The 13262-nt window shown below is 53.6% G+C and carries 10 protein-coding genes; 3 read left to right on the top strand and 7 right to left on the bottom strand.

The window, feature by feature from the left end:
• Positions 1-6: 6 nt before the first annotated feature.
• The 7 genes from AC0LWT_RS25325 to AC0LWT_RS25295 all read right to left on the bottom strand — a co-directional run bounded on the left by AC0LWT_RS25325 (position 7) and on the right by AC0LWT_RS25295 (position 9667).
• Positions 7-2334: an AraC family transcriptional regulator gene (locus tag AC0LWT_RS25325; protein WP_474684051.1), complete on the bottom strand. Its 2328-nt coding sequence runs from the start codon at positions 2332-2334 to the stop codon at positions 7-9.
• Between the two features lie 81 nt (positions 2335-2415).
• Complete coding sequence (locus AC0LWT_RS25320; RefSeq protein ID WP_474684050.1) at positions 2416-3954, bottom strand: extracellular solute-binding protein; 1539 nt, start codon at positions 3952-3954, stop codon at positions 2416-2418.
• Between the two features lie 32 nt (positions 3955-3986).
• Positions 3987-4874, bottom strand: a complete 888-nt coding sequence (locus AC0LWT_RS25315) for a carbohydrate ABC transporter permease (RefSeq protein WP_474684049.1) — start codon at positions 4872-4874, stop codon at positions 3987-3989.
• Positions 4874-5746 (bottom strand): ABC transporter permease, encoded by an 873-nt coding sequence (locus tag AC0LWT_RS25310; RefSeq protein ID WP_474684117.1) that lies wholly within the window; start codon positions 5744-5746, stop codon positions 4874-4876. Before AC0LWT_RS25310 ends, AC0LWT_RS25315 begins: the two co-directional genes overlap by 1 nt.
• A gap of 271 nt (positions 5747-6017) precedes the next feature.
• Positions 6018-6335 (bottom strand): pyrimidine/purine nucleoside phosphorylase, encoded by a 318-nt coding sequence (gene ppnP / locus AC0LWT_RS25305; protein WP_474684048.1) that lies wholly within the window; start codon positions 6333-6335, stop codon positions 6018-6020.
• 67 nt (positions 6336-6402) lie between these two features.
• The gene (tkt, locus tag AC0LWT_RS25300; protein ID WP_474684047.1) at positions 6403-8424 is read right to left on the bottom strand and encodes a transketolase; all 2022 of its coding nucleotides are present in this window, start codon (positions 8422-8424) and stop codon (positions 6403-6405) included.
• A 364-nt stretch (positions 8425-8788) separates the two neighbouring features.
• A complete protein-coding gene (locus AC0LWT_RS25295) occupies positions 8789-9667 on the bottom strand; it encodes an NmrA family NAD(P)-binding protein (RefSeq protein WP_474684046.1) in 879 nt (292 codons plus the stop codon).
• Positions 9668-9948: 281 nt separating this feature from the next.
• On the opposite strand from AC0LWT_RS25295, the gene AC0LWT_RS25290 reads away from it, so the two are divergent.
• The 3 genes from AC0LWT_RS25290 to AC0LWT_RS25280 all read left to right on the top strand — a co-directional run bounded on the left by AC0LWT_RS25290 (position 9949) and on the right by AC0LWT_RS25280 (position 13228).
• Positions 9949-10536, top strand: coding sequence for a TetR family transcriptional regulator (locus AC0LWT_RS25290; RefSeq protein WP_474684045.1), 588 nt, complete (start codon positions 9949-9951; stop codon positions 10534-10536).
• Positions 10537-10667: 131 nt separating this feature from the next.
• Positions 10668-11972 (top strand): DUF1800 domain-containing protein, encoded by a 1305-nt coding sequence (locus AC0LWT_RS25285; protein WP_474684044.1) that lies wholly within the window; start codon positions 10668-10670, stop codon positions 11970-11972.
• Between the two features lie 20 nt (positions 11973-11992).
• Positions 11993-13228, top strand: coding sequence for a DUF1501 domain-containing protein (locus AC0LWT_RS25280; protein ID WP_474684043.1), 1236 nt, complete (start codon positions 11993-11995; stop codon positions 13226-13228).
• Positions 13229-13262 lie beyond the last annotated feature (34 nt).

Below are 13262 nucleotides of genomic sequence, written 5' to 3'. Positions count from 1 at the left end.
AACTGCTTATTTTTCTCGAAACTGGTTGCGGTACTGCGTCGGGGTCAGTTGTGTCTCCCCTTTAAAAATTTTATTGAAATACGAATGCTGATAACCAACCCGCTCGGCAATTTCATTGATCTGCATTTGCGTCGTCGTCAGCAGTTCTTTCGCTTTGTCCATCCGCAGCTTCATGATGTAATCGACATAATTGATCCCGAGAACCTGCTTGAAGGAACGGCTGAGCGTGTACGGACTCGTATGAAACTGCTCGGCGCATTCTTCCAGAGAAATATCGTGCATATAGCGAGTGCCCAACATCTCGGCGGCCTGCTCGACCAACCTTCTGGAGCTGATGTTTTGGACCTTGCCGAATTCCTCCAGATAGGGGGCGATCACTTTTTGGCGGAACCACTTTTTGAGCGCGGCCGGATCGCGAAGCCCAAACATTTCCTCATACAGCTGAACTTCGTTAAACAGCGGAAGCCGGGTAAAGCCAAGCTCGATGAGCATATGTCTCGTACTCCCAAGCAGTTGCAAAATCGCCTGCTGAACGAGCACTTCGCTGTCGCTGAGCCGTTCCGCTTCGTCCATAAAGGCCGAGAAGGAAGCATACGCTTCCTCCTCCAGTCCAAGCCGCATCACATGCAAAAACTGCTTTTCCTGGGCAAAAGGATACTGCACGCTGGACGGATAAGGAGGTTCGTACGCCTCCAGGTCAATGACTTGATGAACTTCCTGCAGCCCGCGAAAACGCGACGCCTGCCGAGCCTCTTCCAGCAGCAGCGGAACCCGGCTCACCTGCCCGATCCATGGGCAGACGATCACTGTTACATGCATGCGCAATATTTTGCTCAGAACGGCAATGAATTCCTGCGACAACTCGTGCAGCATTTTTCGGGATGCTCCGGTATCCGTCCCCGGGTCCGCAATGCACAACAACCCGACGGATAAATCCTGAAAATTAATCGCATGCGCCTGCATCAGCCTTCCCGCCGACAGCTCCTGGGCAATATTGGCTGCGGCAAATGAGACGAGCTGCCTGTCCTGTTCCATGAATTTGCCCGGCCCTTCGTGAAATCCCGAAAGCTGAATCAGCAGCACGGTAAATCGGCGTCCTTCCGTTTCCCAGCCCAAGTGCTCCATCCGCTGACGCAGGCCGGCCTCGTTCGTCGCGTACAAATGCCCTTGCGCGAGCTGCAGCAAAAAGCCTTCCCGAAGCGAAGGTACCGCTTGCTGCAAGCGTTCCTGCAGCGTGCTTCTTTCGCGGGTAAGCGAAGCCCACTGCTGCTCGATAAACTCAATCTCGTGCTTGGCTTCGCCCTTCGCCCCTTCCTTGCCTGCGCCAAAAAGCGCAACGAGCCGTCCGATCGGCCGATACAGCCGGCGCGAAGCGAGCCAGGCGAGCAGCAGCGCCGCCGTCAGGCCCGCCAAGCTGCAGGCGAGGATCCATCTGGAGGTGAGCAGAACGGGCTTCGTCAGCTCGGATAACGGGCTGGCGGTCACATAGATCCAGCCTGCCCGGGTTACATCTCCGAACGATACGATGTACGTCTCGCCGTTCCATTTGAAAGGAAACGACTTGACGTCGTGCCCTTTGTCCAGCACCTGCTGCTTCAAGGCTAACGAGAAATCCAGCACTGTCTCTTTGGGCTCCAGCACCCAGTCGCCCGATTGCTGCATCAGGAATGTCGTCCCTTTATCGCTGCTGGACTGCATGTAGCCGATGGTCCGCTCAAGCTCGTCCCGGTTCAAATTCAATACAAAAGCGCCGAAGGGCTGCTCCGAATGCCACGGCAGCTTGAAAATGATCGATACGGGGAACGTTCGCCGCCCGTTGCCCGACGGAAGCCCGTAAGTCAGAAACAAGCCTTCCTTTTTTTGCAGCAAAGTTTGATACCGCTTCAATCCGTCGCCGCTCAAATAATCGATCCCTGCTGCCGTAACCAATGCCTGCTGCCGGTTCAGGAACAGGTCGGCTTCATCGACCAGAACGTTGGAGCCGCCTACCACGAGCATCGATTGCATCAGCTTCTGCATGTCATCGATATGCTCGATAAACTCGTACTGGTCCAAATAATCGCCAAAAAGCGGGTTGTTCGACCATCGGCTCATCACCATCGAAATTTGATCGAACTGCTTGTTCATAATCTCCGAGTATTGCTCGATTTTGTATTGATGGGATTTAAACACTTCCTTCTCCACTTGATTAATCCCGATTGCATAGTTGCTAGCAGCGATAAAAAGCGAAGGAATGCTTGTGATCAGCAGGACAAGAACCAGACTCCTTCGAAAATATTGGCCTTTTTCGGCCGAATCCGGCTGCTTAAGCCGTTCCCGCAGTCTCTGTCTCATGAATCCACCTCCGGCACCCAACCGCAAGTATGCAGATGCCCCCACAGCCTCTATGCAGAGCTGTAAGGGCAGTTCCCCCCATTATTTGGCTTTGGTGCGCTCCTGATAAGCTTGGTTGTACTCATCTAATATTTTCATATAATTGCTGTCCGTTTTCAATCCTTCTACGAATGTATCCCACTCTTCAAGGGACGTTTTGCCCATAATCACTTTGGTTTTCAAATCCTGAATTTTCTTGTCGTAATCGCTGCCCAGTTTGGAAGCCGTCTCGGACGAAAGCCCGGAGATTGGGCTGGCGATGCTCACATCGGCGGCTTGATCGATCAGCTTTTTCTCCGCCTGCAGTTTATCAGCCGAAAGGCCCGTCCCGAGGTTCGCATATTTATCGAATTTCATGAAAATGTTTTGCATGAACTGAAAGCTCGGATCTTTGCCCGCTTTTTCCGTCAGGACATAGGCGCCGTCTTTTTTCGTAAAATCAACGCCCTCGATACCGTAGTTGGCCAATTCGTGCCCTTCATCCGAAGCGCCGTAGTCAAGGAACGCCAGCAGTTTTTTCACCTTGTCCTGCGGTACTTTTTTGCTAATGACGAACATCCCGAAATGCCCGTTACCTTTGCTCGCATACTTGCCGTTCGGCCCGCTCAAAACGGGAATCCACTCCAAATCCGCATCGGTTTTCCCGGATTTTTTAATTTCCCGCAGCATGCCCGGAATCTGGTTCGGTTTATCGGCGAAGATGCCGGCCTTGCCCGCGAACATCAAATCCTTCGCCTGATCGAGTTTGAGCAAACCGAAATCCTGTGGAATCAGCTTTTCGTCGTAAGCTTTCTTCAGCCATTCCAGCGACTTGCGCATGCCGGGATCGAACGTGACGTCGACCAGCTTGCCGTTAACGGCCTTATACTTACCGCTGCTGCCGGTAAATACGTCCTGAACGAAGCTCAACTGGCCCATATCGGCCTGGTTGACAAACCCGCTCAAGCCGACGGTGCCGGCCTGGCCGTCGGGAGCTTTTTCCTTAAACGCTTTCATCACGCTGTAGAGCTCGTCCATCGTTTCCGGCGCCTTCAGATTGAGCTGCTTCAGCCAATCCGTGCGAATGAGCGGCTGGGCGTTGCCTTCCGTCGGCCGGACCCGCGGCACACCGTACAGCTTGCCGTCGATCAGGTTGTTCCGGAACGTAATATCCGGAAATTTTTTAAAATTCGGATACTCCTTGATCAAGTCGGTCAAATCCCAGAACGCCCCCTGCTTGGCCATATTGCGGAACGCCGCATTGCCAGTATCCGTGACGAGCATCAAATCGGGCAAATCGCCGGAAGCGAGAGTCACGTTCACTTTTTCGTTGAAATTGTTCGGTGTGATCCACGTAATGTTCAGCTTCGTATTCGTACGCTTTTCCACTTCTTTGAGGATCGCATTGTCGGGTGCGGGCGGTTCCTTTTGGTAAAAAATGGACATGATGCTGATTTCCGTCGGCTTGTTCTGCTCCGCGTCTTTGTTCGTATCCGCAGTTCCTCCTGCCCCGCTGCCGCAGCCGGCAGTCACAAGCGTCACGCCAAGCAGCGCGGCGAGCGGGAACGTCAAGCGCGCCCCTGTTCTCTTTTTCTTTTTCATACGTTCGGCCTCCCTATTGTTCATTATATGTCTCATTCCTTGACCGAGCCAACCATGGCTCCTTTGGCAAAATGCTTTTGCAGGAATGGATATACCAGCAATATCGGCAGTGTCGAAATGATGACAGCCGCCATCTTTTTCGTCTGCGAGGGGATCGATTGCACCGCCGAGTCGGCGACGGCCCCCGCGCCCATCGATGTGGATGAATCGATCAGCATATTTTGCAGCAAAATTTGCAGCGGCCACTGCTCGGGCTTGTTGATGTAAAGCACAGCTGTGAAAAATGTGTTCCAGTAAGCTACCGCATAGAACAAGCCGAAGGCGGCCAGCGACGGCAGCGACAGCGGCAAAATCACTTTGATCCACACCGTCAGGTCGTTGCAGCCGTCGATCCGCGCCGCTTCCTCCAGGCTGGCCGGGATGGAATCGAAAAATCCTTTCATCAGCAGTACATACCAGCCGCTTGTCAGCACCGGTATAATTAACGACCAGATGCTGTTGATCAGCCCCAAATCCTTGACCACCAAATATCCCGGAATAATCCCCGGATTGAACAGTGTCGTCAGCAAAATGAGCAGCATGAGTATTTTTCTGCCTTTCAACCTTTTTCTCGACAGACCGTAAGAGAGCGAGGAAGTAACGACAAGGCTGCAGGCCGTGCCGACGACCGCCAGGAACGCGCTGACTCCCGTCGCCCGGAGGAACGTATTGGTAGAGAGCAGGTATTCGTAGGAAGCGAGCGTCCACGTTTTGGGAAACAGCAGCAGTCCTCCCTGCCGGTATTCCTCCGGCGTAGCAAACGAGATGACAAGCACATAGTAAAAGGGGAACAAGCAGGCGATGCCGATCAGCAGCAGCATAACGGTGTTCACCGTATCGAACACGCGGTCGAAGAGACTTTTCGCAGCGGTTATTTTCATCAGTACACGCCCTCCTCGCCGAATTTTTTCGAAAGCTTGTTCGCGATAATGACCAGCACGAGGCCGACGATTGATTTGAACAAACCGACCGCAGTGCTGTAGCTGAACTGCCCCTGCAAGATGCCCACCCGGTACACGTAAGTGTCAAATACTTCTGCGACCTCGGAGACGGCGCCGTTCATCATGAGGTAAACCTGCTCGAAGCCGACGTCCATAATATGGCCGATCCGCAGGATCAGCAGGATGACGATGACGTTCCTGATTGCCGGAAGCGTGATGTGCCACATCTGCCTGAGGCGTCCCGCTCCGTCCAGCTTGGCTGCCTCGTACAACTGGGTGTCTACTCCGGCCATGGCCGCCAGGAAGATGACCGTCCCCCAGCCGACTTCCTTCCAGATGGACTGCAGCGTAAGCAGCGCCCAGAAATACCGGGGCTCGGTCAAAAAGTCCACCCGCGCAAAGCCAAGGAATTCAAGCAGTTGATTGACGACCCCTTCCGACTGGGAAAGCAGCAGAAAGCTCATCCCGGCGATAATGACCCACGACAGGAAATGGGGCAAATAGACGATCGATTGAATCGTTTTCTTGTACCATTCCTTTTGGGCCTCATTGAGCATTAGCGACAGGATGATCGGAATCGGAAAAAAGAACAGCAGGCTCAGCGCATTGATCGCCATCGTATTCCGCAGCATTTTGTAAAAATCCGGGCTGGCAAACAGCCTCGCGAAATGTTCGAAACCGACCCATTCGCTATGCCAGAAGCCCGTGTATGGCGAATAATTTTGAAACGAGATCAGTACCCCCCACATCGGCACATATTTAAATACGAGAAAATACAGAAGCCCTGGCGCAACCAATAAGTATAAAAACATATCCTGCTTTATCGCGGCCTTCACATCCCCACACTCCTTTCTTCTACAACTGCATCTGTTCGCTGGGGAAAATTCAACTTGACTATAGGGGAAGCGCCGCTTGAATGCATTAAAAAAATCTTGCCGCGCGCTTTGACCGGCTTTGCACTTTATTGCAGCAAAGCCACTATCCGCCCCCGGCGGGGGCAATTAAAAAAAAGACCTCCCGGTCTCGTCCGTGGAACAATCCACTTCGGAGACCGGAAGGTCTTTTGCTGCTTGCCCTTTCAGCTTACTCGCTAATGTAAGAGCAAATATAGTCGCTGACGGTTTTCACGTCGAGCTTGAATTTGGCATTCGCCGGAACGGTGAACTCGCCTTGTCCGCTGATGGAAATCCATTCGCTGCTGCCCGGAAGCAGAACGTTCAGCTCGCCGGCTTGAATTTCCATAATTTCTTTCGTGTCGGTGCCGAACTCATACTCCCCCGGGAGCAAAATGCCGAGCGTTTTTTTCGTTCCGTCGGCAAATACGACGGTGCGGCTTGTTACTTTGCCGTCGAAATAAACGTTGGCTTTCGTAAGTACAGTTACATTTTCAAAGCTGGACATCGGTAGCGGTTCCCCCTATACGATACGTGTAAATAATCCCATGAGCGGTCGGCTGCTGCAGCTTTGCTTAAGCCAACAGCGCTTTGACTCTGGCTACGACATTCTCGACGGAGAAGCCGTATTCTTTCAGAACTTTATCTCCAGGCGCAGAAGCGCCGAACGTGCTGATGCCGAGGATCGAGCCTTGGTCGCCTACGTATTTTTCCCAGCCGAGCGGGTAAGCCATCTCGACGGCGAGACGTTTTTTCACGTCAGGCAGGATGACGGAATCTTTGTAAGCTTGCGGCTGTTTGTCGAACAGCTCCAGGCTCGGCATGCTGACGACGCGGACGTGGATGCCTTCCGCCTGCAGCTGCTTCTGAGCGGCCACAGCCAGCTGAACTTCGGAGCCGGTCGCCAAAATTTGCGCGTCAGGCTTGCCGTTAGCCGCATCGGCGATGACGTAAGCGCCTTTGTCGATGTTCGCTTTCGCCAGTTCTGCGGAGCCTTCCAGAATCGGCAGGTTCTGACGAGTCAGTACCAGCGCGACCGGACCTTCCTGCTGGGCCAGCGCATAGCGCCACGCTTGGGAAGTTTCGTTCGCATCCGCCGGACGCAGAACGGTGATGCCAGGGATAATGCGCAGCGCAGGAAGCTGCTCGATCGGTTCGTGCGTCGGTCCGTCTTCGCCGACGGCGATGCTGTCGTGCGTCAGGACGTAGACGACAGGCAGCTTCATCAGGGCAGCGAGGCGGATCGATGCGCGCAGGTAGTCGGAGAATACGAAGAAAGTCGCTCCGTACACTTTCAGACCGCCGTGCAGCGCCATGCCGTTCATCGCCGTGCCCATGCCGAATTCGCGCACGCCGAACCACAGGTTGCGGCCCGCATAGCTGCTGGCGCTGTAGTTGGCTTCGCCTTTGATCATCGTGTTGTTCGAGCTGGCGAGGTCGGCCGAACCGCCGATCAATTGCGGCAGCTTGCCTGCAATCGCATTGATCGCGTTGCCGGAAGCCGCGCGGGTCGCCAGAGGCTTGTCTTCCGTCGTATATACGGGAAGCTCCGCATCCCAGCCTGCAGGCAGCTCGCCGCCGACAGCCATATTGAACTGAGCGCCAAGCTCAGGATAAGCTTTGACGTAATCAGCAAGCAGCGCGCTCCAAGCTTGTTCGGCTTTGCTTCCGTTTTCTTTAACTTTCGCGTAGTGCGCTCTGACTTCGTCCGGCACGAGGAAGTCCGGCTCTTCAGGCCAGCCGTACGCTTGCTTGGTCAGCTTGGCTTCTTCCGTTCCGAGCGGGGAACCGTGAGGGCCCGCATGTCCGCCTTTGCCGCCTTTGTTCGGGCTGCCGAAGCCGATTGTCGTCTTCACTTCGATCAATGTCGGACGGGTCGTGTCCGCTTTCGCTTCTTCCAGCGCTTTGGAAATCGCGGCCAAATTGTTTTCCTCTTCGACGCGCAGCACTTGCCAGCCGTAAGCTTCAAAGCGCTTTTGCACGTTTTCGGAGAAAGCCATGTTCAGCTCGCCGTCCAGCGAAATGTCGTTGGAATCGTAGAGCATGATCAGCTTGCCGAGCTTCAGGTGCCCGGCCAGGGATACCGCTTCGGAAGATACGCCTTCCATCATGTCCCCGTCGCCGCAAATCGCATATGTATAGTGATCGATGACAGGGAAATTATCTTTATTGTAAGTTTCTCTCAGGTGAGCTTCAGCCATAGCCATACCGACAGCCATGCCGATGCCTTGTCCGAGAGGACCCGTCGTAGCGTCTACGCCGGCCGTATGGCCGTACTCGGGATGCCCTGGAGTTTTGCTTCCCCATTGGCGGAAATTTTTAATATCGTCGATCGACAGGTCATACCCGCACAGGTGAAGCAGGCTGTAGAGCAGCATGGAGCCGTGTCCCGCGGACAAAACGAAGCGGTCGCGGTTGACCCATTTCGGATTCGCCGGATTGTGCTTCATATGCTGGGTCCACAGCACGTAGGCCATCGGTGCGGCGCCCATCACCATGCCGGGATGTCCGGATTTCGACTTTTCAATCGCATCGATACCGAGTGTGCGGATCGTGTTTACAGCAAGCTGGTCGATGTTTTGGTTCGTAACTGTCATCAAAGTTTCCCTCCTATATGTGGTTCTTTCTGCTTGTTTCCCCTACTTGTACATACAAGTCAGTCTTCTCACTTGAATTATTGTACCATTTGCTTTGAGGCATTGCCACAATAAACCGTTAAAATCTTCTGGCGTCAGATGAAAATAATATTGCAGACTGGCAGCGGAGTTAAGCTTACGGGCAGATTTGTTCCAAGAAAATATAAAGCGGACCCCCTAGATATTTTGGGATCCGCTCATTTATTTTTTATTTCACGCTATAGACGCCATATATTTCGCAGCATTGCAACGAAGGATGCGAGAGGTTCCCATCGGATCGTTCCGCCCCCATTGCGAATGAATGCATGCTCCGCCGAGACAGCGCTCAAGCCAGAACGACTGGTTTGAGCACTTCTTCGCACCATTGGCGAAAGCTGGTAGGGGTAACGGACTGCGGGGTGCGAATCTCGGCGTCGTATATGCCCCGGTCGACCGCGGCCGCCATATCGATCAGCCCCTGCGCCCACGACTCGGTCATCCCATGCTGCACCATCGTGGCCTTGTAGGCCTCGCCGGGGACCTGCTGAAAGCGAATCGGCCTCTCCAGCACCTCGGACATGATCTGTGCCATGTCGTTGAAGGACAGGTTCTCGGGACCGCATACCGGGACGCTATCTTGCCCGCTCCAGGAGTGATCGAGCAGCAGCTTGGCGGCGACGGCGGCGATGTCGCGGGTAGCGCAGTGCGGGACCTTGCGATCCCCGGACATCGGATAGAAGAACATCCCCTGGCGTTTGATCGGCTCGACCTGCCAGAGCATATTCTCCATAAATCCCGGCATGCACAGCGAGCGGTAGCTCACGCCCGTGCTCTCGATCAGATCGTCCATGGCGAATATCGCTGAGATCTGTCCGGCGTTCTTGGATATCCCGCGGCCCAGGCTCGAGACACCGATGACGCGCTTGACGCCCTGGCTGTTGATCGCTTCGCACACCGGCCGGATGAAGTTCAGAACATGGTCCTGGACGCTCTTGGCGCGTGGGTTCGGGGGCACCACCCAAAATACGGAGTCAGCGCCTGCAAACGCCTTGGTGACGACATCGATGTCGTCATGCGACCCCTGCACGACCTCGACGCGCTCGCGCACGTGCGGGCAAAGACGGGAGGGATCGCGCGCGATCAAGCGAATTGCCTCTGCGCTATCAAGGACAATGTCAAGGACCTGGCGGCCGATCTGGCCGGTGGGAGTGGTTATGACCATCATGAAAACCAATCATCCTTTCTTGTGTTTTGCTGGAATTAAATGAACTCGTTCGAACGGCCAATTTAGAAACAATACAGTGTTGTTTAAACAACAATTTCGTGTAAACTATACTGTATAATGAATGATAAACAGTTCGAGCGATCCGAGCAATCAGCAAACGGCCGTTATCGTTGTATAGACAACATCTTTGCCTTTTTGTTGACTTTGAGTAACAAATATATCTTGATTTCATGTCCGAAGGGGAGTCCTGAGTATTCCTAATTTGAGGAGCGAGGTTGAACATGCCGGTAAACCAAAACGATCCCCGCGTGAAACGCACGCGTCAGTTGTTAATACGATCCTTTATGGAACTGCTTGAACAAAAGAAGAATATCTACTCCATTTCAGTGCAAGACATTACTGATCGAGCGACAGTGAATCGCGCCACGTTTTATGCACACTTCGAAGATAAATATGCTTTCCTTGAGTGTTGGATGAGGGAAAAATTCCAAAGAAAATTGGCGGAAACATTGCCTAATTCTTCAATATCAAATATGGGTAGCTTGCGAACCCTCATTTTAACCGTTTTCGAGTTTCTTGCCCTTACCAGGCAGTACATGACTCGGACTCCGGAGAACAGTCAGTATGAACCGCTGTTTGAAATCGCGATGCAAAAAGAACTTTATCAGCTTCTGTTCAAATGGTTGAGTGAAGAGTCGAATGATTCCGTCTCACAAGAGATGGTTGAATCCACAGCCCTCGTCATAAGTTGGGGCATATTGGGGACAGCCGTACAGTGGAGTCGAAGTCCTCAAAATCGCTTGGCTGAAGAGATGGTGCGAGACGTGTTGGTGATTGTGGCGGCGGGATTGGCACCCGTAATGGCATAGCCCCTCAATGAAGATAGAACTTCATTTTCGGAAAAAAGAGCCAAATTTTTCGTTAATTTTCGAAACAAAACGTATCGCCCACGCGTCTAATTACTATAGATACCCTAAATGTGCCTTAGGAGGTGCCCATCGTGCCGACCGCCTGGACGGAACGTGAAGTGATTCATTTGTTAAACCGCACCGCATTTAGCGTTAACCCGGCAGCCATCGAAGCCTGCTTGTCCTTCGGCAAGGAGGAAACCGTAAAGCGGCTTATCGCCGGCAAACCGCTGGTCTCCGCGGCAGCCCCTCTGTCCGCCATCAATGAGTTGAAATCGGGCGACGGAACGCTGCAAGCAAAGCTGCTGGACGACCAGATTGTGTACTGGCTGTACCGGATGATGAATTCCACAGCTCCCCTGATCGAAAAAATGACGTTGTTTTGGCATGGGCATTTTGCCACATCGTTTTACAAAGTCCAAAGCATGCCGCTTATGCTGCAGCAAATCGAGACACTCCGCACCCACGCCCTCGGCCCCATCCGCGACCTGCTTATTGCCGTCAGCAAAGATCCGGCCATGATGCTTTGGCTCGATGCGGGCTATAACAAAAAAGGAAACCCCAACGAAAACTATTCGCGCGAGCTTATGGAATTGTTCACACTGGGAATCGGTAATTATACCGAACAGGACGTTCGCGAAGGAGCCCGCGCTCTTACCGGCTGGAGCTACAATGCCGAAACTTTCAAAGTTGTCTTTGACGCCAAACATTTCGACAGCGGCACGAAAACGTATCTCGGCGAAACCGGCAACCTGGGCCTTGTCGAGGTGATCGACGTTCTGCTGAAACAAAAAGCGTTGTACGCTTTTCTGGCCCGCAAGCTGCTGCAGGCGTTCGCCGTGGAAAATCCTTCGGATGCGTGGGTCCATAAGCTTGCTTCCCACCTGACCAAAGCGAAAAATATCGGAGAAACGATGAAATTTCTGCTGACGTCCGATGAGTTTTACCATGATTCCACAATGATGTCTCTGGTCAAATCCCCTCCCGAATACATGACCTCTATTATCAAAACCCTCTCGCTTTCTACGGATATTCATTTTGCATATGCGATCAAGGAAATGGGGCAGGAATTGTACGCTCCGCCGAATGTAGCCGGATGGCCCGGGCATGCCGAATGGCTGACGACCAACTATTATTTGGCCCGCTTCCAGTTTGCCGAGTATGCCGCGGCGCGCGCTTCGGCGAAATTTTTCGCCCAGTGGGAAGAGCCGGTTCAGGCCGAAACGATGATCAAAGCGTGGTGCCGCCTTTTGGGAATCGGCAAATTGAGCGACGTCTCCTTGAAAGGGCTGCTTCGTTATGCGGGCGAGGCTCCGGATCCCGGCGATTTGAAGGAACATGCCAAACGAAAGCTGCTGCAGCTGCTGCTCATGTGTCCCGAAGCCCAGCTCAAATAGGAAGGGAGGTAGCTTAAAAAATGAAACTGACGAGAAGACAATTTTTGAAAAAAGGGACCGGGCTGCTGGCCACCCTCAGCTTCGGCGGCGCCTTTCTGAGCGCGGATGCCGATTCCATCCTTTATGCGAACTCGGCGGCCTCCAAGCCTGAAGTCAAAAATCCCGTACTGGTCGTGGTCCAGCTCTCGGGGGGTAACGACGGCCTGAATACGCTGATTCCCTACGGGGCGGGCGAATATTACGATACCCGGCCTAAGTTAAGCTTCAAGCAAAGCCAGGTGCTCGCCATCGACAACCAGCTAGGCTTCCATCCGAAGCTGGAGGAGATGCATCGAATGTATCAGGAAGGCAAGCTGGCAATCATTCAGGGCGTAGGCTATCCGAACCCGAACCGCTCGCATTTTCGCTCCATGGACATCTGGCAGACCGCCGAGCCCGCGAAACAGTACATTAGCGGGTGGCTGGGCCGCTATGTGGATTTGTCCAAGCCGTCCGCTCCCCTTCCGGCGATTCAGATCGGGGATAGGGCGAACAAAGCGCTGTACACCCAAAACTACGATGTGCCGGTCGTCCAATCGCTAGGGCAGTTCCGTGCCTTCAATCCGAAGCAGAGTGCCGCGGAGAACGGCAAGCTCGAGCAAATTTTGAAGGACATTTACAATGCTCCCGGCAAGCCGGAATATCTCCGCGTCTCCGCCCAAAGAGGCAGGAGCGCCTTTGAATACGCCGAGGCGATCGAGGCCATGACCAGCAAGTATCAGCCGCTGACGGCCTATCCGGACTCCAAATTCGCCCAGCGCATGCAGTTGATCGCCAAGCTGATTTCCGGCAAATCCGGCACTCGCGTTTACTATGCCGAGCTGGGCGGGTTTGACGATCATGCGAATGAGGCGCAGCAGCATAACCGGACTTTGAACGATCTAGACGGCACCTTGAGCGCTTTTTACAAAGATCTGCAGCTGCATCAGCTGCAAAACGATGTCGTCGTTATGGTTTTTTCCGAATTCGGACGGCGCCTCAAGGAAAACAGCAGCGGCGGGACGGATCACGGCACGGCGGCTCCCGTATTCGTGCTTGGAGGCAGCGTCAAAGGCGGCTTGTACGGCTCCTATCCGAGCCTCAGCAAGCTTGACAACGGGGACCTTATATACTCCGTGGATTTCCGGTCCATCTACTACACGCTGATCGATTCCTGGCTCAAGGGGGATGCACAGGGCGTTCTTTTCAAATCCTACGAAAAAATTCCCTTCATCTGATCCGTTGGCTGACGGCAAAAAGGCTGACCCCGAT

Source organism: Paenibacillus sp. sgz302164 (assembly GCF_056120505.1).
Note: the sequence above shows the minus strand (reverse complement) of the source record. Positions and strands in the feature narration are given on the sequence as shown.